Genomic DNA, 24315 nt, shown 5'->3' with positions numbered 1-24315 from the left:
CGAACATGCCGACCAGCGCGTCGAGTTCGCGTTCGCCGCGTCCGCCGATCGGGGAACCGATGACGATATCGCCGGTGCCGCCGATCCGGGCCAGGGTCGCGGCGAAGGCCGCGTGCAACACCATGAACAGGGTCGCGCCGTGCCGTTCGGCCAGGGTGCGCAGGCGCGCGGCCACGGTGGCGTCGACGGAGAAGTCGACGGCGGACCCGCGGTGGGTCGGCTGGGCCGGGCGCGGGCGGTCGGTGCGGACGACGAGGTCGCCCGGCAGTCCGTCCAGGGTCTCGCGCCAGTAGCGCGATTGCTCGGCGGCCAGGTCGCCGGGATTGTCCTCGGAACCGAGCAGGCGGTGCTGCCACAGGCTGTAATCGGCGTACTGCACCGGCAGTTCGGTCCAGTCGGGTCGCCTGCTGATCAGGCGCGCGCGGTAGGCGCGGACCAGATCGCCGACGAGCGGGGCCATGGACATGGCGTCGCCCGCGATGTGGTGCACGACGATCACCAGCACGTGTTCGTCGACGGGCAGCCCGCGTCCCGGGCCGACCTGCTCGACTTTCAGCAGTGCCATCCGGGCCGGGATCTCGGCGGTGACATCGAAACCCGCGCGCACGATGGCGGTCACGGTGTCGATCAGTTGCGTGGGCGCGACGGGGACCGGCGCGAGGTTGAGGCCGATATCGTCGGTGCCGAGAATCTCCTGGTAGGGACCTGTCTCGTCCTGTGGATACAGGGTGCGCAGCGATTCGTGGCGGGCCAGCACGTCCATGACGGCGCGTTTGAGCGCGGCCACGTCCAGCCTGCCGCGCAGCCGCAGCACGACGGGGAGGTTGTAGACGCTCTCGGCGGCCTGCACGACCGTGTCGGCGGCCGCCGCGTCCTGGGCCTCGACACGGTTGAGGAACCACAGGCGCTGCTGCGCCGGGGACAGCGGCACCCGCGACGGACGCTCTCGCACCGGTAGCAGTCGCGGCGTCGCCGTCCGGCCGAGCGCGTCGACGGCCGCGGCGAACGATTCCACCGTGGTGGATTCGAACAGCACCCGCACCGGGATGCGCGTGCCGACCTGTTCACCGGTCCGCGCGGTCACCCGGGTGGCGTCGAGCGAACTGCCGCCGAGTGCGAAGAAATCGTCGTCGAGACCGGCCCTCGGCACGCCGAGCACCTCCGCGAAGACCGTCGCCACCGTGCGCTCGGTGGCCTCGAGCGGTGCGCGGTATTCGGTGGATCGCGGCGCGGGGACCGGCAGCGCGTTGCGGTCCAATTTGCCGCTGGTGTTGAGCGGGAATTCGGCCAGGTCGACCAGCGCGGTCGGCACCATGTACGCGGGCAGTCGCCGCGTGAGTTCACGGCGCAGTGTGTCGGGGTTCCATTCCTGCGCACCGGTGCGGACCACATAGCCCGCGAGATAGTCACCCGCCGCGCCGTTGACCAGGCGGACCGCGGCCTGGCTCACCTCGGGCGCGGCGAGCAGCGCGGCCTCGATCTCGGCGAGCTCGATGCGCTGACCGCGGAACTTCACCTGGAAATCGGTCCGGCCGAGATAGACGAGTTCGCCGTCGCGGCTCCAGCGCACCAGGTCGCCGGTGCGGTACATGCGTTCGCCCGAGAGATCGAAGGGGTTGGCGACGAAGCGGTCGGCGGTCAGGTCGACGCGGCCGTGATAGCCGCGCGCGAGCTGGTCGCCCGCCAGGTACAACTCGCCGGGCACACCGATGGGCACCGGATGCAGCCGCGAATCCAGCACGTAGACACGGGAATTCCACTGCGGCTCGCCGATCGGCACCGCGGGGGTGTCCTCGGCGGTGACCTCGCGGTAGGTGATCGAGACGGCGGCCTCGGTGGGGCCGTACAGGTTGTGCACACCGGCGGCGCAGACGGCCTTGACCGCCGCGACGGTCTCCGGCGGCAGCGCCTCCCCGATCACGAAGATGTCGCGCAGCGAATCCAGTTCGCCCGCTTCGGCATTGGCGGCGAACACCGACAGCATCGACGGCACGAAGTCGGTCATCGTGACGCCGCGGTTCGCGATCGTCTCCGCGATATAGCGGGGGTCGCGGTGTCCGTCGGGGGTGGCGAGGACGAGGGTCGCGCCCGCGCGCAACGGCAGGAAATAGCCCCACAGCGACACGTCGAACGTGGTCGCGGTCTTCTGGAGATACACATCGCCGGTGCGCGGCCGGTATTCCTCGTGCATCCACGCCATCTGGTTGGCGATCGCGCGGTGGGCGACCGTGACGCCCTTGGGTTTTCCGGTCGACCCCGAGGTGAAGATGACGTAGGCGGGGTGGTCGGGCAGTAGTGCGCCGTGCCGTTCGCGGTCGGTGATCTGGGCCGAGGAGAACCGCGACAGGTCGACTTCGTCGAGGTAGCGCACCGGGGCCGGATACACGGTGTCGAAACCGGTGGCGCGGGTGGTGAGGATGGAATGCGGACGGGCGGTGTCGAGGATGTGGTCGATGCGCCCCTTCGGATGCGAGGGGTCGATCGGGACGTAGGCGCCACCGGCCCGCAGCACCGCGTACATGGCGATGACCAGTTCGACCGAGCGCGGAACGGCGAGGACCACCAGTGATTCCGGCCCGACGCCGGAGCGGATGAGCAGGCGAGCGAGGCTGTTGGCCCGGTCCGAGAGTTCGGTGTAGGTCAGGACCGTCTCGGCCGGGCCGTCGGCGATGAGCGCGATGGCGTTGGGCGTGCGGCGGACCTGGTTGTCGAAACCCTCGTGCAGGAAGCGGTCGGCGACCCGGGCGCCGCTGGCATTCCAGCTCTCGGTGACGTAGTCCAGTTCGCCCGCGTCGAGCAGGGCGATATCGCCGACGGGCCGGTGCGGGTCGGCGACGGCCGTTTCCAGCAACCGGAGGAATTTGGCCGCGAATTCGGTCACCGTCGCGGCATCGAAAAGGTCGGTCGCGTAGGTGAGTTCGGCGAGATAGCCGGTGTCGGGGATACCGGGTTCGGACAGGGTGAGTTGGAGGTCGAATTTCGCGAAGCCCGGATCGAAGTCGACGAGTTCCACGGCCAGATCCGGCAGTTCCAGGGCGGGGCTCGCCATGTTCTGCATGAACAGCGCGACCTGGAACAGCGGATGCCGCGCCTGGGAACGCGCCGGATCGATGACCTCGACCAATTGCTCGAACGGGACGTCGGCGTGGGCGAAGGCGCGCAGATCGCGCCGTGTGGCCTCGGCGATCAGTTCGGCGAAGGAATCCGAGGCGCGCACCTCGGTACGCAACACCAGGGTGTTGACGAACATGCCGACCAGGTCGTCGAGGGCGCGGTCCCCGCGTCCGGCGACGGGGGTGCCGATCGCTATGTCGGCGGTACCCGAGAGCCGCGCGAGCAGCGCGGCGAGCGCGGCGTGCAGCACCATGAAGGGCGTCGCGCCGGTTTCCACGGCGATCACCTCGACGGCGTCGCGCAATCCGGCGTCGACGGCGAACGCGTGCGTCGCGCCCCGGTAGGTCGACGTGGCCGGACGTGGCCGGTCCGCTGGCAGCTCCAATTGTGCGGGCAGCTCGGCTAATTCGGATTTCCAGAAGGCGAGCTGACGGGCCGAGGCCGACTCGGGATCGTCGGCCTCCCCGAGCAGTTCCCGCTGCCAGAGCGCGTAGTCGGCGTACTGCACCGCGAGCGGCGACCAGTCGGGCGCGCGTCCTTCGCGACGCGCGTCGTAGGCGGTGACCAGATCGCGCAGCAGTGGCGCGAGCGAGACACCGTCGGCGGCGATGTGGTGCACCACCAGCACCAGGGTGTGGTCCTGCGCGCCGCAGCGCAGCAGCAGCACTCGCACCGGGATTTCCTCGGAGACGTCGAAACCCTTTGCCGCGGCGGCGATCACCGCGTCGGCGAGCTGATCCGGCACGACCGGGGTGGGCTCGAGGTCGAAGGCCGCGTGCACGGAGCGGATGACCTGTACCGGGCCGGTCGGGGTCTGCGGATAGACCGTGCGCAGGATCTCGTGACGGGCGACGAGATCGGTGACGGCGGCCGAGAGCGCGGCCGGGTCGAGCGGGCCGCGCAGCCGCAGCGCCACCGGGATGTTGTCCACCGCCGTGGTGTCGAGACCGCCCGCGCCGCTCGCGGAGCCGAAGCGGTTGAGGAACCACATGCGGCGCTGCGCCGGGGAGAGCGGGATGGTGTCGGGCCGTTCGCGGGCGCGTAGCGGCGGTCGCGGTGTCGCCGACCGCGAGAGGGCTGCCACGGCGGCGACCGTCGGATGGTCGAAGAAGTCGCGCACGTCCACCGCGATGCCGAGCGCTTCGCCGATCCTGGCGATCGCCCTGGTCGCGATGAGGGAATTGCCGCCGAGTTCGAAGAAGCCGTCGTCGGCTCCGACCCGGTCCAGGCCGAGCAACTCACCGAAGATCTCGGCGACGGTCCGCTCGGCATCGGTTGCCGGGGCGCGGAATTCGACCGTGCCGGAACCGAATTCCGGCTCGGGCAGGGCGCGGCGGTCGAGTTTGCCGTTGGCGTTCAACGGCATCTCGTCGAGGACGCACAGCATGGTCGGCACCATGTACTCGGGCAGTTGCCCGCGTGCCTGTTCCAGCACTCGGGCGGTATCGATCGCCTGCCCCGGCACGCCGACGACATAGCCGACCAGGTGATCGGCGCCCGCGTGCCGGTGCAGTACCACGGCCGCGCGCAGCACCTGCTCGTCGCGCAGCAGCGCGGATTCGACCTCGCCGAGTTCCACCCGCAGCCCGCGCAGTTTGACCTGGAAATCGAGGCGGCCGAGGTATTCGAGTTCGGCCGGACCGCCGTCACCCTCCGACACCCAGCGCACCAGATCGCCGGTGCGGTACATCCGGTCACCCGGCGCGCCTTCGGGGTTGGCCACGAACCGATCGGCGGTGAGCCCGGACCGCGCGACGTAGCCGCGAGCCAACTGCACACCGGCGAGATAGAGCTCACCGACCACACCGTCCGGCACGGGACGCAGATTGTCGTCGAGGACGAGCAGATCGGTGTCGTCGGCCGCGGTGCCGATCGGCACGGTGACCACGTCGGCGCCGGTCACCTCGTGCGCGGTGACGTCGACGGCCGCTTCGGTGGGACCGTACAGATTGTGCAGGGTGGCCCCGCTGACGTCACGGAACGCCGCGGCGGTCGCGGCGGGCAGCGCTTCGCCCGAGGCGAAGACCAGTCGCAGCGACGGCACCGCGTCCTCGATCTCGTCCTGGCCGACGAACACCGACAGCATGGACGGCACGAAATGGGCGACCGTGATGTTCTCGCGCCGTATCGTGCGCGCCAGGTAGGCCGGGTCGCGATGGCCTTCCGGGGCGGCGATCACCAGGCGCGCGCCGACCTGCAAGGGCCAGAAGAACTCCCACACCGACACGTCGAAGGTGAACGGCGTCTTCTGGAGCACCACGTCGTCGTCGCGCAGCCGGTAGAGGCGCTGACGCCAGCGCAGATTGGCCATGATCGCGCGATGGGAGACCGCGACGCCCTTCGGCCTGCCCGTCGACCCGGAGGTGAAGATCACGTAGGCGGCGTTGTCGGCCGACGCGGCACGCACCGGAGCGCCCGCATCCGTCGGGTTCGCCTCGAATTCGTCCACGCGCAGCACCGGAACCCGTGCGCCGCCGAGATCGGGTTCGTCGCCGCTCGTGGTCAGCACCAGCGCGGGCGACGCGGTGTCGAGCACGTAGGCGATGCGTTCGGCCGGATGGTCGGGATCGATCGGCACGTACCCGGCGCCCGCGTGCAGGATCGCGTACATGCCGACGAGTAGTTCGAACGAACGGCGCATCGACAGGGCGACGAGGTCGTCGGGACCGACGCCGCGAGATGACAGGTGCCGGGCCAGTGTCGTGACCCGCGCGTGGAATTCGGCGTAGCTGAGCGTCTCACCGTCGAATTCGAGTGCCACCGCGTCCGGGGTCCGGCGCACCTGCGCCTCGAATTCGGTGACGAGTGTCTCCACCGGCGCGAATTCGGTGCGGAGCACCGGGGCGGCCACGCCGAGCGCGTCGTCGAGCAACTGTTCGAGTACCGCGCCGAGTGCGCCGTCCCCGGCGTCGAGCAGCGACGGCAGTTGCCCGGAGATGACGACCGGAACCAGCGCGTCGGGTCCGAGACCGCCGCCCATGGCCTCGGACAGCAGGGTGATCTCCGAGGCGAGCGCGCCGTAGCTGACGCCGATGCCGTCGTGGCGCAGCGCCACCCGGTCCGGCGCGAGTTCGGCGACGGTGCCGATCAGTCCGGGCAGGTCGTCGATGCCGTACGCGCGTCGCAGCGCCGGATGGTTGTACAGCGTGGTGCGATTGCCGAGCCCGCTGGATGTGACCGATTCCGCTGGGGACATCAGCAAATTCCTTCCGAGTCGATTTCCGGGTGGCCGAGCGCGGCGACCGACCGCGCGTCATCGAGCAGAGTGCGCAATGCCTCGGCGAGACCACCACCGCCGAGTGCGGCGAGAACACCGGGCACCAGCCCGGCCAGGGAGACGTTGATCAGGGCTTCCGGCTTGGCCGCCGCGCCCATGGCCTTGGCCACCGCCGTCACTTTGCCCGCCAGTTCCCGATAGGAGACGGCCTTCGCGCCGTGGGTGAACGCGATGGCCTCCGGGGCGACGCGGGCTGCGGCGGCGATGAGTTCGGGCAGGTCGTCGGTACCGCCCGCGGGGAGATCGGGGGCACGTCCGGGGCGGGTCTGTTCGGATTCGGTGCGTATATCGATGGCGCGCACGGTGACCGTCGGCTGGTCTGCGACCGCGACGAGGATCGTGAGCAGGCGCTCGGCGTAGCGCCGCACGGTCGCGGCGTCGAACAGGTCGGTGGCGTAACCGAACCTGAGGTCGATATCGGTGCGCGAGCCGTCCGGGGCGAACCGTTCGATTCCGGTGAGCTGGAGGTCGAATTTCGCCTCGCCCAGGTCGGGATCGAGCACCTCGACCTCGAGTCCCGGCAGTGCGACGGGTCCGGTGCGCATGTTCTGGAAGGTGAACATCACCTGGAACAGCGGCGTGTAGGAACTGGACCTGGTCCGGCCCATGGCCTCGACGACCTGGTCGAAGGGCACATCCGCGTGCGAGAGCGCGGCCAGATCCCGGTCCCTGGCCTGCCGGAGCAGATCCGCGAAACTCGCCTTCGGATCGACCTCGGTGCGCAGGACGACGGTATTGACGAACATGCCGATCAGATCGTCGAGTTCACGCGCGCCGCGTCCGGCGACGGGAGCGCCGATCGCGATATCGGTGGTGCCGCTGAGTTTGGCAAGCAGCACCGCGAGCGCGCCGTGGATCACGGTGAACAGCGTGGTGCCGTATTCCGCGGCGACGGCCGCCAAGCGTGCCGTCAGGTCGGCGTCCGCCCGGAAATCGACGAATCCGCCGCGCGCGGCACGCCGCGCGCGCCGCGACCGATCGGTCGGCAGCGGCAGTACTTCTGGCAGACTCGCCAATTCTTTTGTCCAATAGCCCAGTTGACGCACCAACAGACTGCGGGGATCGGACGGTCCGCCCAGCAGCCTGCGTTGCCACTCACTGTAATCGGAGTACTGCACATCGAGTGGGGCGAATGCGGGGGATTCACCCCGGGCGCGGTCGAGATAGGCGCGCACCAGATCGCGCGTCATCGGGGCGACGGAGTAGCCGTCGGCGGCGATGTGGTGCAGCACGACCACGAGAACGAACTCGTCGGCGGCGGTCTCGAACAGGATCGCCCGCACCGGCGGCGCGGCCGTGACATCGAATCCGATGGCGACGAATTCCCGGATGCGCGCGGTGAGGTCACCGGGCGGCACGGGCACCGGGGTCGGATCGACCCGCACCGCAGAGGCGGGCAGCACCTCCTGCACCGGGCCGTTGTCGGTGTCCGGGTACCGGGTGCGCAGGATTTCGTGCCGGTCGACCACGTCGGTGATCGCCGCGGTGAGCACGGCCGTGTCCAGTTCGCCGGTGAGACGGATGGCCACCGGGATGTTGTAGGCGGCCGAATCCGGTGCGAGCCGGTTGAGTACCCACATCCGCTGCTGGGCGGGCGCGGGCGGCACCGGGCCGGTGCTCGCGCGCCGGACCAGCGGGGGTCCGGCCTCCTCCGGGTCCAGGCGCGCGACCGCCTCGGCCAGCGCACCCACCGTCGGCGCGTCGAAGACCGCGGCCACCGGCACCCGCACGCCGAGCGCGGCGCCCAGACGGGCCACCACCGTGGTCGCGAGCAGTGAATTGCCGCCGAGTGCGAAGAAATCGTCGTCGATGCCGACCGCGTCTCGGTCCTTGTGATCTCGTCGCAGTGCATCGATGCCGATGACCTCGGCGAAGACTGCCGCGACCGCGCGCTCGGATGCCGTGACGGGGGCGCGGAAGGCCGCTTCGAGGAAAACCGGTTCGGGCAGCCGGGCCCGGTCGACCTTGCCGTTGGCGTTGAGCGGGAGTTCGGCCAGCGTGACGACGGTGGCGGGAACCATATAGGCGGGCAGTTCGGCCGCGATGGCCCCGCGCAGGTCCGGACCGCCGACGGCGTGCGCACCGACCGCCGCGTAGGCGACAAGACGTGTGCCCGCCCGCTCGTCCCGGTGCGCCACCGCGACGGCGGCGCGCACCGACGGCTGGCGCCGCAGAGCTGTCTCGACCTCGCCGAGTTCGATGCGGAAGCCGCCGATCTGGACCTGGAAATCGGCGCGCTCGAGGTATTCGAGCGTGCCGTCCGGACGCCACCGGACGATATCCCCGGTCCGGTACATCCGGGATTCGGAGTCGTGGGAGTTCGCGACGAAGGGATTCGCGACGAAGCGCTCGGCGGTCAGCGCGGGCCGGTTCCGATAGCCGCGCGCCAGCTGGCTGCCTGCCAGGTACAACTCGCCCGAGACCCCGACGGGCACCGGCCGCAGCGCGGCATCGAGGACGTACACCCGGCTGTTCCAGGCGGGTGTACCGATGGGTACCGAGTACCCGGGATCGTGATCCACCTCGAACGCGGTGATGGAGACGGCGGCCTCGGTGGGGCCGTAGAGATTCCACAGGCGGGTGCCTTCGCCCGCCGCGCGCCGGAATTCGATCGCCGTCGCGGGTGGCAGCGCCTCACCGATCGCGAGCACGTGCCGCAGCGTGGCGGGCAGCGGTCGCGTCGGATCGACGGCGGGCAGCAGCCCGATCAGCGAGGGCACCGCGTGCAGCACACTCACCCCGTACCGGTCCATGAGCGCGCGCAGCCGGTCGGGCTCGCGTTCGGTGCCGGGCTCGGTCACGATCAGCCGTCCGCCGGTGGTCAGCGGCGACCAGAACTCCCACACCGACAGATCGAAGGTCGCGGGGGTTTTCAACAGGACGGTGTCGTGCGGCCCGAGGAGGAAAGTGTCGCGCAACCACGCGAGTTGGTTGACGATCGCCGCGTGCGAGACGGTCACGCCCTTGGGCAGGCCGGTCGAACCGGAGGTGAAGATGACATAGGCCGGATGTTCGGGCCGCAACGGGCGGATCCGGTCGGCGTCGTCGATCGGGTCGGCGGTGTGGTTCGCGAGATCGAGACGGTCGATCTCGAGTACCGGTGCCGCGGTGCGCACCGCACCGGCGTCCGCGCTGGTCGTGAGGACGCAGACCGGGTCGGCCGTCTCGACGATGTGGGCGATGCGGTCGGCGGGGTGGTCCGGATCGATGGGTACGTAGGCGCCACCCGCCCGCACCACCGCGTACATGGCGACGACCAGTTCGATCGAACGGCGCACGGCCAGCACCACCGTGGCCTCGGGACCGACCCCGTCGGCGATGAGTCTGCGGGCCAGCCGGTTGACCGCGGCGTCGAATTCCGGGTAGCCGAGCGTCCGTTCGGTGGCCGCGTCGACCAGCGCGACCGCGCCCGGCGCCCTGGCCGCCCCGGCGGCGGACAGGTCGGCGAGCGTGGTGGCCCGCACCGGATGCGCGGTCCGGTTCCAGCCGCGCAGCAGTCGTTCCCGGCCGGTCTCCCCCAGCAGGTCGATATCGCCCGCCGCCGTGGTCGGCCGCGCGGCAGCCGTGACGAGGACCCGGCGCAGCTGATCGGCGATGCGGTGCGCGGTGGCGGGTTCGAACAGGTCGGTGGCGTAACCGAGGGTGAGTTCGATTCCGGCGGGCGCGCCTTCGGCGTCGTAGTGATCGACCGCGAACAGGTGCAGGTCGAATTGGGCTATCCCGCTGTCGAATTCGATCGGAATGAGCTCGAGTCCCGGTAGCCGCAGCACCGGGCGCTCGTGGTTCTGGAACGAGTAGCCGACCTGGAACAGCGGATGCCGCGCGGTCGAGCGTTCCGGATTCAGCACTTCGACCAGACGCTCGAACGGGACGTCGGCGTGGGAGAAGGCCGCGACGTCGGCGGCGCGCACCCGCCCGAGCAGATCATCGAAGGATTCCGCGCCGTCGACCCGGGTGCGAAGGACCAGGGTATTGACGAACATGCCGATGACGTCGTCGAATTCGGCCTCGCCACGGCCCGCGATCGGGGTGCCGAGTGCGATATCGGCGGAACCGGACAGGCGCGCGAGCAGAGCCGCGAACGCCGCCTGGACGACCATGAACAGTGTCGCGCCTCGGGCTCGCCCGACCGAGACCAGCGCGGCGTGCAACTCGGCGTCGACCGTCCACTCGACCTTCGCGCCGCGCAGACTCTGGTGCGGCGGACGCGGGTGATCTGTAGGCAGGGTCAGTTGATCGGGCAGTCCGGCCAGCGTCTCGGACCAGTACCCGATCTGCTCGGACGCCAGTGAGGCCGGATCGGTCTCCGCACCGAGCAGTTCCCGTTGCCACAGTGCGTAATCCGCGTACTGCATCGGCCGCGGCGACCAGGACGGGGCGCGGTCGTCGAGCCGATCGCCGTAGGCCGTGACGAGATCCCGGACGAAGGGGGTGAGCGAGGAGCCGTCGGCGGCGATGTGGTGCAGGACGGCCGCCAGCACGTATTCCGTGCTCTCCTGGCCGCCGATCCGCCACAGCCGCAGGCGGATCGGCACTTCGGCCGTGACGTCGAAGGTGGTGGCGGCGAGTTCGGCGATCCGGTCCGGCAGTTCCGCCTCGGTCACCTCGATCGGGTACAGCGCGGGAACCGCCTGCCCGACGGGCACGATCAGCTGTGTCGCGATCCCGTCGACCTCCGGGTACCTGGTGCGCAGTGATTCGTGCCCGGCGATCACGTCACCGAGCGCGGCCTGCAACGCGGCCACCCGTACCGTGCCCGAAAGCCGCAGCGCGAACGGGATGTTGTATGCGGTCGACGCGCCGTCGAACCGGTTGAGGAACCACATGCGCTGCTGGGCGGGCGAGAGCGGGATGAGGTTCGGGCGCGCGCCCGCCGACGGCGCTGGCCTGGTGCGTCCGGAAGTTTCGGCCGCGCTCACCGCGGCCGCGAGGTCGGCGACCCGCGGTGTCTCGAACAGCATCCGGACCCCGACCGAGCGATCGAGAGCCGCGCCGACGCGGGCGACGGCCTTGGCCGCGAGCAGCGAGCTGCCGCCGAGTTCGAAGAAGTCGTCGTCGGCGCCGATCTGTCGGTCCCCCACCGGAATACCGAGTACCTCGGCGAAGACACCGGCGACGATCTCCTCGGCGAGGGTCGACGGCGCACGGTAGGCGGTGCTGTCGAACAGCGGTGCGGGCAATGCGGCGCGATCGAGTTTCCCGTTGACGGTCAACGGAATCCGGTCGACGACCACGATCGCCGCGGGCACCATGTGTTCGGGCAGTCGCCCGGCGACCCGCTGGCGCAGGGCCGCGACATCCACGGGACGCGACGGTGTCCGCACCACGTAGCCGATCAGCCGGGGTTCGTCGGCGAGGTCGGTGCGCACGACCACCACGGCCTCACCGATATCGGGTGCGCCCGCGTCGAGCAGCGCGGCCTCGATCTCACCGGGTTCGATACGGAATCCGCGCAGGTTGACCTGTTGGTCGGCGCGGCCGAGGTATTCCAGTTCGCCGTCGGCGGTCCAGCGGGCGAGATCGCCCGAACGGTAGGCCGGTGAACCGTCGCTCGCGTAGGGGTCGGCGACGAACCGGCCCGCGGTCAGACCGGGACGTCCCAGGTAGCCGCGCGCGAGCTGGCCACCGGAGACATAGATCTCGCCGGGGACGCCGACCGGCGACGGGCGCAGCCTGGCGTCGAGTACCCGCACGACCAGCCCGGGAATCGGGCCGCCGATGACGCTCGCCGCGCCGTGACCGGGTTCGATCGGCCGGTAGGAGACGTGCACCGTGGTCTCGGTGATGCCGTACATGTTCACCAGGCGCGGCGCGTCCGGGTATCGGGCGAACCAGCCGTCCAGGCGCGCCGGTTCCAGTGCCTCGCCGCCGAAAACGACCGAACGCAAGGCGAATTCGGCGGGTTCGCGCGCGGCGTCGGCGGCGATCAGCTGGTAGAACGCCGAGGGCGTCTGGTTCAGCACCGTCACCCGCTCGCGGATCAGCAGTTCGCGGAACTGCTCGGGCGAGCGCGAGGTGAAGTAGTCGACCACGACGAGCAGGCCGCCGTTGAGCAGCGCGCCCCACACCTCCCAGACCGAGAAGTCGAAGGCATAGGAGTGGAACATCGTCCACACGTCGGAGGGGCCGAAGTCGAACCGGTCGGCCGTGTTGTCGAGCAGGCGGAGCAGATTGAGGTGCGGGACGACCACGCCCTTGGGTTTGCCGGTGGAACCCGAGGTGTAGATGACGTAGGCGGTGTGCGCGGGCAGCAGCGGCGCGCGGCGATCGGCGTCGGTCAGGGGGGACGCGTCGATGTCGACGAGGTTCGGCGCGGCCACATCGAGTATCGGGCCGCCGAACCAGTCGCGCGGCAGGCCGGTCGCGGCGCTGCCGATGGCGCAGATCGGCAGCGCGTCGTCGAGCATGTACTCGATCCGGTCCGCCGGATAGTTCGGGTCGACGGGCAGGTACCCGCCGCCCGCCTTGAGCACCGCGAGCAATGCCACGATCAGTTCGGCCGTACGCGGGAGCGCCACCGCGACCAGCGTTTCCGGGCCGACGCCCGCCGCGACCAGTCGACGGGCGAGACGGTTGGACCAGGCGTCGAGTTCGGCGTAGGTCAGCGTGTCCGAGCCGGAGCGCACCGCGAGCGCCGACGGATCGATGGCGGCGGCCGAGGCGAAACGATCGGCGACGGTTCCGGCCGGAGCCAGCGCCGCCACACCGGCGCGGGACCAGTCGTAGAGGGCGCGGTGCTGTTCTTCGGCGCTGAGCAATTGGATATCGCCGACGACGACCGTGGCGTCGGCGGCGATGGCGGCGAGCACCTGGGTGAAGCGGCGCGCGAGCACCGCGATGGTGCCCGCGTCGAACAGGTCGGTCGCGTAGACGATCTCGATATCCATGCCGTCGGCGCGGCTGCCCGCGTCGTCGGATTCGACCACGGTGAGCTGGAGGTCGAATTTCGCGGCGACGGTGTCGAATTCGACCGGGGCGACGACGAGTCCGGCCGTCTCGAGAGCGGGCAGCGCGAAATTCTGCCAGCTCAGCGCCACCTGGAACAGCGGGTGCCGGTTCTGCGCCCGCGCGGGCGCGATCAGCTCGACGATCTGCTCGAACGGCAGATCCGCGTGCGAGAGCGCGTCGAGATCCGCACCGCGCACCGTGTCGAGAATGGTTTCGAAGCGGGCCCTCGGGTCGATGTCGGTACGCAACACCAGGGTGTTGACGAACATGCCGACCAACCGGTCGAGTTCGGCCTCGCCGCGACCGGCGACCGGGGTTCCGATCGCGATATCGCTCCCGCCCGACAGCCTGGCGAGCAGCACCGCGAGCGCGGCGTGCACCGTACTGAACAGGGTCGTCTCGCGTTTGCGCGCCAGTTCGCGCAATTCGCTGTGCAGGTCGGAATCGATGCGGAACCGGTGGGCGGAACCGCGGAAACTGGTGGCGATCGGACGCGGACGATCGGTGGGCAGGTCGAACGGTTCGGGAATGCCGGCGAGCGCGCGCCGCCAGAACTCCCGCTGGCGGTGCGCGGTGGAGCCGGGATCGTCGGCGTCGCCGAGCATGTCGAGTTGCCACAGGGTGTAGTCGGCGTATTGCACCGGCAGCGGGGCCCATTCGGGCGCGACGCCCGCGCTCCTGGCCGCGTAGGCCGACAGCAGATCCGTCGCCAGCGACGCCAGCGAGAAGCCGTCCGCGCTGATGTGGTGCAGCACCAGCACGAGAACATGGTCGGCCGGGGACAGCTCGAACAGGTTCGCGCGCAGCGGCACGTCCGCGGTGAGGTCGAAAGTCCCTGCGGCGCAAGCGTCGAGCCGTCCGGCCAGTTCGGCCTCGGTGATCGCCTCGTGGCACAGCGGCACAGCTGCCTGTCCGGCGGGGACGATCACCTGCTCCGCGCCGTCCGCGCCCGCCGGATAGCGGGTGCGCAGCGGTTCGTGGCGGCCGATCACATCGGCCAGCGCCGCCCCGAGCGCCTCGGTGTCGAGCTGCCCGGTCAGCCGCAGGGCGACGGGGATGTTGTCGACCGCGTCGCCGGGGCCGTCGGCCGTGTCGGCGAGGAAACGGTTGAGGAACCAGAGCCGCTGTTGTGCGGGCGCGAGCGGAATCCGTTCGGGGCGCGGTCGGGCGGTGAGGGCGACCCGCGCGCCGTCACCGCGCAGCAGGTCGGCGTAGTCGGCCAGCGCCGCCACCGTCGACGCGTCGAACAGCGCGCGCACCGGCACCCGCGCGTCCACGGCCGCGCCGAGCCGCGCGGCGACCCTGGCCGCGGACAGCGAATTACCGCCGAGCGCGAAGAAATCGTCGTCGAGGCCGATCCGGCCCGCGTCCGATTCCGAATCGAGGATTTCGGCGAAGACCCGCGCGACGGTGCGCTGTGTCGCGGTCACCGGGGCGCGGAAGACCACCGGTTCGAGATCCGGTGCGGGCAGGGCCCTGCGGTCCAGCTTGCCGGAGGCGTTGACCGGGAATTCCGCCAGCACCACCAGGGCGGCGGGGATCATGTAGTCCGGTAGTCGACGCGTCAGCGCGGCACGCACCGCGACCGGATCCAGGCCGGGCTCGCGCGCGACGAGGTAGCCGACAAGCCGGGTGCCCTCGTGCACGACGACGGCGGCCTGCGCGACGCCGTCGACGGCGGTGAGCGCCGCCTCGATCTCGCCGAGTTCGATCCGCAGACCGCGCAATTTCACCTGGAAATCGGTGCGGCCCAGGTATTCCAGTTCGCCGTCGCGCCGCCACGCGGCCAGATCACCGGTTCGGTACATGCGCGCACCCGGTGCGCCGAACGGGTTCGCCACGAAACGGTCGGCCGACAGATCCGCCCGTCCGACGTATCCGCGCGCCAGCTGGGCGCCCGCGAGATACAGCTCGCCCGCCACACCGGCCGGGACCGGACGCAACCGGCCGTCGAGGACGTACACCCGCGTATTGGCGACCGGCACGCCGATCGGCACGGTGTCGATATCGGCCTCGGTCACCTCGTGGTGGGTGACGTCGACCGCCGCTTCGGTCGGCCCGTAGAGGTTCAGGACCCGCGCGCCGGTCGCGCGCCGCAAGCGGTGGGCGGGTTCGGGCGCGAGCGCCTCCCCCGAGGAGAACACCAGACGCAGGTCGGCGCAGTCCGCGACGGCGGGTTCGGCGACGAACACCGACAGCATCGACGGCACGAAATGCGCCACGGTGACCCGTTCGCGCCGGATGACCTCGGCCAGGTAGCCGGGATCACGGTGGCCGTCGGGCGCGGCAACCACCAGGCGCGCGCCGCGTTGCAGGGGCCAGAAGAACTCCCAGACCGACACGTCGAAAGTGGCGGGGGTCTTCTGGAGTACGGCGTCGTCCGGGGTGAGCGGGTAGGCGTCCTGCATCCACACCAGCCGGTTGACGATCGCCGCGTGCGAGACGACGACGCCCTTGGGGCGGCCGGTCGATCCGGAGGTGAACAGCACGTAGGCGGCGTGATCGGGGCGAATCGGGCCCGCCAGGTCGCTGTCGGACAGCGGGGTGTCCGGGTAGTCGGCGGTGTCGAACCCGTTCACGTCCAGTACGGCCCAGTGCCCGCCGCCGACCGGCCAGTCGACGTCGTCCTCGGTACGGCTCAGCACGCAGACCGGCCGCGCGCCCGACAGCACGTCCTCGATGCGTTCGGCCGGATATTCGGGGTCGAGCGGGACGTAGGCCGCGCCCGCCGCCAGCACGGCGTACAGGGCGACGACGAGATCGGCCGAGCGGTGCATGGCCACGGCCACGGTGCGATCGGGGCCCGCGCCGATCGAGATCAACAGCCGGGCAAGGCGATTGACCCGGCTCGCGAATTCGGCGTAGGTGAGCGATATCTCGTCGCAGGTGAGCGCGACCGCGTCCGGGGTACGCAGGCGCTGCGCCTCGAACAGCGAGACCAGGGTGGCGGCGGGGTCGATCGGGCGGGAGGTGGCGTTCCAGGTGTCGAGCAGTCGGGTGCGCTCGGTGTCCGAGAGAGTGTCGATCCGTTCGATCGGCGTTCCCGGGTCGGCGGCGACCGCGTCGAACACCCGCAGCAGCCGGGTGGCGAAGGAGGCGATGGTCTCCGGGTCGAACAGGTCGGTCGAATACTCGAAGACGGCGTCGATGCCACCGGCGCCGAGGTCTTCGCGCAGTGTCAGTTGCAGGTCGAATTTGGCTGTGCCGCTGTCGATCTCCAGTTCCGAGACGGCGAGCCCGGCCAGATCCAGGCTGGTCCGCGCGGTGTTCTGGAAATCGAGCATCACCTGGAACAGCGGGTGACGCGCCGTGGACCGCCGCGGATCGAGCGCCTCGACCAGACGCTCGAACGGGACGTCGGCGTGTTCGAAGGCGCGCAGGTCGGCGTCGCGCACCGCCGCGAGCAGGTCGGCGAAGGCACTGTCGGGGCGCACCCCGGTACGCAGGACCAGGGTGTTGACGAACATGCCGACCAACTCGTCGATGGCCCGGTCACCGCGACCGGCCACCGGTGTGCCGATCGGGATGTCGCGCTGTCCGGACAGCATCGCCAGCAGTACCGCGAAAGCGGTGTGGCACACCATGAACAGCGACGCGTTGGCCTCGGCCGCGACGGCTTCCAGCCGACGATGGGTCCGCGCGTCGACGGTGAAACCGTGCCGCGCGCCCCGGCCGGAGGCGACGGGCGGGCGCGGGCGATCGGTCGGCAGCGTGAGCACCTCGGGCAGCTCGGCGAGTTCGGCCGACCAGAAACCGAGCTGGGAGGCGATCGGCGAGTCCGGATCGTCCTCGGAGCCGAGCGTATCCCGCTGCCACAGGGTGAAATCCGCGTACTGCGCGGGCAGCGGCGACCAGTCGGGCGTTGCTCCTCCGTGCCGAGCGGCGTAGGCGCGCATCAGGTCTCGGGTCAGCGGTGTGATGGACCAGCCGTCGGCGGCGATGTGATGCATGGAGACGACGAGCACGTGTTCGGCGGGATCGATCCGCAGCAGCGCCAACCGGATCGGTGGCTCGATGTCCACCGCGAACGGCACGGCGGCCGCCGCCGCGACGCGTTCGCTCAGTCGCGCCGCCGCGACGGGTTCGGGGGTGAGGTCGAAGGTCACCGCGTCGGCGGCGAGCACTTCCTGGCGCGCGATCCCGTCGACGGCGGGGTATCTCGTGCGCAGCGTCTCGTGCCTGGCGACCAGATCCGCCACAGCCGAGGTCAGTGCCGGGTGATCGAGCGCACCGCGCAGCCGCATCGCCGCGACGAGATTGTTCGCGACGGAATCACCGTCGAGCTGGTTCAGGAACCACATCCGCTGCTGGGCATACGACAGCGGCACGGTCTCCGGTCTGGGCCCGGCGACCAGCGCGGGACGGACCGGCGTGGCGCCGGGTTCGGGCAGTTGCCCGGCCAGCGCGCCGACCGTGGGTCGTTCGAACAGCATGCGGACCGGGACGTCCGCGCCGATCGCCGCCGCCAACCGGGCCGCGATCTGGGTCGCCACCAGCGAATTCCCGCCGAGTGCGAAGAAATCGTCATCGAGCCCGACCCGGTCCAGGCCGAGCACCCCGGCGAATTCGGACGCGACCAGCCGTTCGTAGTCGGTCTCGGGGGCACGGTAGGTCACGGCGGCCAGTACCGGTTCCGGCAACGCCGCGCGATCGAGTTTGCCCGAACTCGTCAACGGCATCGCCGCGAGCGGGACGAACGCGCCGGGCACCATGTACGAGGGCAGCACCTCGCGCAGCCGCTCCCCCAGCACCGCGCCGACCCGGGCGGCGTCGAGATCGGTCACCACGTACGCGACCAGCAGTTCACCCGCGGGGCCGGTGTGGACCCGCACCGCGGCCGCCGTGACAGCGGCGTCGGTGAGCAGCGCGGCCTCGATCTCGCCGAGTTCGATGCGCTGGCCGCGCAGTTTCACCTGGGAGTCGCCGCGTCCGAGATATTCCAGCGCACCGCGACGGTTGCGGCGCACCAGATCACCGGTCCGGTACATCCGCGCGCCCGCCGGACCGTACGGGTCGGCGACGAAACGTTGCGCGGACTGGCCGGACCTGCCGTGGTATCCGCGCGCCACCTGCACGCCGGACAGATACAACTCGCCCACCACCGAATCGGGCACCGGGCGCAACCGCGCGTCCAGCACCAGGACTCGGCTCTCGGCGACGGGCCGACCGATCGGCACCGGGCCGGTGGCCCGCACGTCGACGGGGGCGTGGGTGGCGTGCACGGTGAATTCCGTCGGGCCGTACAGATTGTGCAGTTCGGCGCGGCATACCGCCGCGAAGGCCGCCGCGGCTTCGCCGGTCATCGCCTCGCCCGCGACGAAGACCGTCCGCAGCGAGGTGAGCGCGGCGGGCGCGGCGACGGCGGCGAACACCGTCAGCATGGACGGCACGAAGGAGGTCATCGTGACCCGATGCGCCGCGATGGTCGAAGCGAGGTAGGCGGTGTCGCGGTGCCCGTCGTGTTCGGCGACGACCAGTCGCGCACCCTTGGTGAGCGGGGCGAACAGTTCCCACACCGAGACGTCGAAGGTCGCCGGGGTCTTGAACAGCACGCTGTCGGCGGGACCGATCGCGTATTCGTCGGCGATCCAGCGCACCTGGTTCGCCACCGACCCGTGCTGGACCGCGACACCCTTGGGAAGTCCGGTCGACCCGGAGGTGAACAGGAGGTAGGCCGTATTGGCCGACCGCAGCGGACCGAGCCGCTCGCTGTCGCGCACCGGCCCGTCATCGCCGTTCCGGTCGATCCCGTCGACCACCAGCACCGGAACCTCGGGGTCATCGATATCCCAGCCGTCGGCCGCGCGCGTCAGCACACAGACCGGTCCCGCCTGCGCCAGGACCCGCGCCAAGCGTGCGCCCGGCTGGTCGGGGTCGACCGGCACATACGCGCCGCCCGCCGTGAGCACCGCGTAGACGGCGGTGACGAATTCCGCCGAGCGCCGCATCCCGAGCACGACCCTGGTCTCCGGACCAACACCGGCACCGATCAGCATGCGCGCCAAGCGGTTCACCTCGGCGGCGAACTCGGCGTAGGTGTAGACGCGATCACCGTCGACGAGGGCGACGGCGTCGGGAGTGCGGTTCACCTGGCCCGTGAAGGCGTCCAGGACGGTGATTTCCCCGCGCTCGGACATGCGGTCGAGCAGGGGCAGGTTTCCGACCACGGCATCCACGTCGCCGATGCTGTTGCCAGGGGAGGCCGCCGAACCGCCACGCACACCACGCTCGACCTCATCGAGCAGCGACACATCACCGATGACGGCGTCCGGTACGGACTTACCGAGAGCGATCAGGCGGGCGCGTTCGACCTCGTCCAGCAGCGGCAGGTCACCGACTACCGCATCCACGTCTGCGACGAGCCCTCCGAGCAGTCGCAGCAACCACCCTGACAGCTCCACGATCGTCTGTGCGTCGAAAAGGTCGGTGGCGTAGGCGAATTCCGCGGGCACGGGGTCCGCGCCGGTGAATCCGCCGGTGACGGTGAGCTGGAGATCGAATTTGGTCACGCCGGTGTCGATGACCTCGGTGGACACCGTCAGACCCGGCAGCGCGAATTCGATCGCGGCGGCGTTGTCGAAGGCGAGCATCACCTGGAACAGCGGGTGTCTGGCCTGCGAGCGCATGGGGTTGATCGCTTCGACCAACTGCTCGAACGGCAGATCGGCGTGGCCGTAGGCCGCCAGATCGGTGTCGCGTACCCGCGCGAGCAGCGCGGAGAACGGTTCGGCCGGGTCGACGGCGGTCCGCAGCACGAGCGTGTTGACGAACATGCCGATGAGTTCGTCCAGGGCCCGCTCACCGCGGCCGGCGACCGGAGTGCCTATCACGATGTCGGTGCCCCCGGTGATCCGGGACAGCAGCGCGGCCAACGCGCCGTGCAACACCATGAAGGCCGAGACACCGTGCGCCCGCGCGACATCGGTGATTCCGGCGACCAACTCGCCCGGCATCTCGAACCGGTGCACCGCACCGCGCCCCGACGCGGTGGCGGCACGCGCGCGGTCGACGGGCAGGTCGAGTTGTTCCGGTGCGCCCGCGAGGGTTTCGGTCCAGTACGCCAGCTGCCGGGACAGCGGCGCGTCCGCGTCGTCGGGTGCGCCGAGTACCTCGCGATGCCACAGGCTGTAGTCCGCGTACTGCACCGACAGCGGCGACCACTGCGGTTCGACGCCGCGGCAGCGAGAGCCGTAGGCGCGCATCACGTCACGGGCGAGCACACGCAGCGAGAGGCCGTCCGCGGCGATGTGGTGCAGGACCAGCGCGAGCGCGACACCGCCGTCGTCCACGGTGAGAATTCGCACCCGGAAGGGGATCTCGCGTTCCAGGTCGAAACCGGTCGCGGCGAAGGCGGACAGTTCCCGATCCAGTGCCGCGGCGGCGATGGTCTCCGGCTCGTCGGTCACCACCACCTCGGGCACGATCTGCTGCGCGGCGACACCGTCGGGATGGCCGATCGGCAGCGCGGGGAACAGCGTGCGCAGAATCTCGTGGCGTTCGACCACGTCACCGATGGCCGAACGCAGCGCGGACAGGTCGACCTCCCCGCGCATTCGCACGACGAAGGGCATGTTGTACCCGGCCCCGGCCCGTTCGAAGCGGTTCAGGAACCAGATGCGCTGCTGCGCGGGTGAGAGCGGCACCAGCGGCGGCCTCGGGCGCGCCCGCAGCCGCGCGGTGGTGGCGATACCACCGCTGCCGCCCGCGGCCTCGATCAGTTCGGCGAGTTCGGACACCGTGGTCGCGGTGAACAATTCGCGCACCCCGAGCAGGCAGCCCAGTTCGGCGCTCAATCGCGCGGCCACCCTGGTCGCCACCAGGCTGTTGCCACCGAGTGCGAAGAAATCGTCGTCGAGGCCGACCCCTTCGCGGCCGAGCACATCGGCGAAGGCCGACGCGACGGCCCGCTGCACCGCCGTGACCGGTGCGCGGTACTCGATCGCGGCCCGTTCCGGCGCGGGCAGCGCGGCGCGGTCGAGTTTGCCGGAGGCGTTGACCGGCAGCGCGTCGAGTACGACGTAGGCCGAGGGCACCATGTAACCGGGCAGCGCGCGTGTCGCGGCGGCGCGCAGGTGGGCGGCCGACACCGTGCCCGGTTCGGATTCCACCGCGTAGGCGACCAGTTGTTCACCCGCGCCCGCGTCGTCGCGGACGACGACCACCGCGCGCACCACCGAATCCACGGCGCCGAGCACCGCTTCGATCTCGCCGAGTTCGATCCGCAGGCCGCGCAGCTTCACCTGGAAGTCGGTGCGGCCCAGGTATTCCAGTTCACCGTTGGCATTCCAGCGCACCAGATCACCGGTGCGGTACATCCGCGCGCCGATCGGGGACGGGCCGTCCGGTCCGGCGAAGGGGTCGGGGAGGAAGCGTCCGGCGGTGAGTTCGGGTCGCGCGAGATAACCCCGAGCGAGCTGTACCCCCGACAGATACAGCTCACCCGGAGCTCCGATCGGCGCGGGCCGCAGCCGCGAATCGAGCACGTAGAGCCCGGTATTGAATACCGGTGCGCCGATCGGCACCGAGACGGTGTCGGCGTCGGTCACTTCGTGGAAGGTGACGTCGACCGCGGCCTCGGTGGGTCCATAGAGGTTGTGCAGCGTCGCACCCGTCAGCACGCGCAGACGTTGCGCCAGCGGCGCGGGCAGCGCCTCGCCGGAGGCGAATACCGCACGCAGCGAGGTGGCGCATTCGATATCCCGGTGCGCGAGGAACGCCTCCAGCATCGAGGGTACGAAATGCGCGATGGTCACGCCGTATTCGGCGATGACCGCACGCAGGTAGGCCGGGTCGCGGTGCCCGTCGGGTGCGGCGAGCGCGAGGACCGCGCCGATCTGCAAGGGCCAGAAGAATTCCCAGACCGACACGTCGAAGGTGGCCGGGGTCTTCTGGAGCACCACGTCGTCGGCGGACAGCCGGTAGGTCCGCTGCATCCACACCAGCCGGTTCACGACGGCCTCGTGGGTGATCGTGACGCCCTTGGGCAGTCCGGTCGAGCCGGAGGTGAACAGGATATAGGCGGGATGGGCCGGTCGCAGCGCCGCGAGACGCTCGCCGTCGCGGATCGGTGCGTCGGAGAATTCGGCCAGGTCGAGCTGTTCGACGTAGACCAGCGGAGTTCCGGAAAGTTCTGATATGTGCGAGGTTTCGGTGGCGAGCACACAGACCGGGCGGGCGGTGGCGAGAATGTGCGCGGTGCGTTCGACGGGATGGTCCGGATCGAGCGGCAGGTACGCGCCACCCGCCGCCAGTACCGCGTACATCGCGACGACCAGATCGGTCGAACGCCGCAGGTGCAGCGCCACCACCGTCTCCGGACCGACACCGGAGGCGATCAGATGGCGCGCCAGCTTGTGGACGCGTTCCGCGAGTTCGCGATAGGTCAGGTTCGGCTCGGAGGCGGCGCGCAGCGCGAGCGCGTCCGGGGTGCGGGCGGCCTGCGCGTCGAACATCGACACCAGCGTCACGGGTACGCCGGTGCCTTCGTCGACCGCGGCGGCCACGTCGAAGGCGGTGGCGTTCCAGATCCTGGTGCTCACCTCGACTTCCAGTTCCGTCGCGACCGCGATGTCGACGACCGCGTCGTCGAGATCGGCGTCGGCGAGCCGCCGCAGGTAGCTCAGGAAGCGTGCGTGATGTCGGGCGAGGTCGTCGTCGGCGTAGAGATGCGGATTCGCCTCGAAATCCACGTGCACACTGTCGCGTTCGCCGTAGTAGACGTTGAGACTCAGATCTTCCACCGGACCGGTGGACAGCACGTGGTAGCGGCCGACGGTGTCGCCGAGCGCGAGATCGCTACGGAACAGCATGATGTTGGCGATCGGACCGAACAGCGCCCGGCGCGCGGGTCTGCCGTCGTGTTCGGCGTCGCGGCGGATGTCCTCGTGCCGGTAGCGCTGATGACGCAGCGCCCCCGCCACTTCGACCCTGGTGGCGCGCAACAGTTCACCCCAGCTCACACCATCGCCGACGGCGACGCGCAGGGGCACGATATTGGACAGCATGCCCGCCGAACGTCGCATGACCGCGGTGGTGCGCGCGGTCACCGGCAGGCTGAGCACCACGTCGTCGCGATCGGTGATCCGGCCGAGATAACCGGCGAAGGCGGCGAGCAGTACCACGGCGATGGTCGAATCCTGGCTCGCGGCAAGGCCGTCGAGCCGGTCGACGAGTCGCTGCGGCAGCGCGCGCCCGACGATCAGGTTGTTGGCCGCCCGCGGCGCGGTTCGACCGTCCAGGCTGGTCGGCGCGTCGAGCCCGGCCACCCGCTGGGCCCAGTGCGCGCGATCGGAGTCGAATCTGGCGCTGTCGCGGTAGGAGAGTTCGCCCTCGACCAGCGCCCGCACGGTGCCGGGTCGCACGGATTCGAGTTCGGTGCCTTGCGTTCTCGCGGTGTAACGCTCGGCCACGCGCATGGTGTTGGTCAGCGCGCCGAAACCGTCGAGCACGATGTGATGGGCGCGCAGGTACCAGAAATACCGCTGGTCGGCGACCCGCAGCACCGCGCCCGCGAAGAGACGGTCGCGAAGCAGGTCGACCGGTGCGCCCGCGTCGGCGCGCATCCATTCGTCGGCGGCCGCCACCGGGTCGATGTGGTCCCTGAAGTCGATGAGGGGGATGTCGATCGTCAAGGCGGGATCGACGATCTGGTGCGGAGTGCCCTCGCCCGCGCCGAGGCGGACCAGCGTCGACTCGTAGTCCAGTGCCGCTTCGCGCGAAACCTCCTCGAGCACCGCGGTATCCAGATCGCCACTGATGTCGACGTACTGCGCGATATTGATCGGCACGTCGGGATCGAGAAGTTGCGCGTACCAGAGTCCCAGTTGCGCGGGCGCGAGCGGAAACGGAATCGGCTCGGTTGTCGAGGTATCGGCGTCCGCCTTCGGCCGCGCGTTGAACCCACCCAACTCCGTACCGTGCACCAGAGCCTCCTCGTTTGGCGAAACAACTTCCGGCCGAATGTTTTCGGGCAGCAT

The 24315-nt window shown here is 70.3% G+C and carries 2 protein-coding genes (1 of these 2 cut by a window edge); both read right to left on the bottom strand.

Annotation, left to right across the window (positions count from 1 at the left end; all coding sequences use genetic code 11):
* A protein-coding gene (locus tag JZ792_RS07620; RefSeq protein WP_216908254.1) for a non-ribosomal peptide synthetase crosses the window boundary here: on the bottom strand, positions 1-6310 show its start. It extends 19019 nt beyond the left edge of the window; the window shows 6310 of its 25329 coding nt (coding positions 1-6310); the start codon lies at positions 6308-6310; the stop codon falls past the left edge of the window.
* Entirely contained in the window at positions 6310-24315 is an 18006-nt protein-coding gene (locus JZ792_RS07615; protein WP_216908252.1) for a non-ribosomal peptide synthase/polyketide synthase, read from the bottom strand. The genes JZ792_RS07620 and JZ792_RS07615 overlap by 1 nt, the downstream gene beginning before the upstream one ends.

This window comes from Nocardia noduli, from assembly GCF_019038455.1.
GTDB classification, from domain to species: domain Bacteria; phylum Actinomycetota; class Actinomycetes; order Mycobacteriales; family Mycobacteriaceae; genus Nocardia; species Nocardia noduli.
Note: the sequence above shows the minus strand (reverse complement) of the source record. Positions and strands in the feature narration are given on the sequence as shown.

Bases quoted from the DNA above. Each gene is read 5' to 3' on its own strand.
- JZ792_RS07615 (WP_216908252.1), bottom strand. From the start codon at position 24,315: ATGCTGCCCGAAAACATTCGGCCGGAAGTTGTTTCGCCAAACGAGGAG.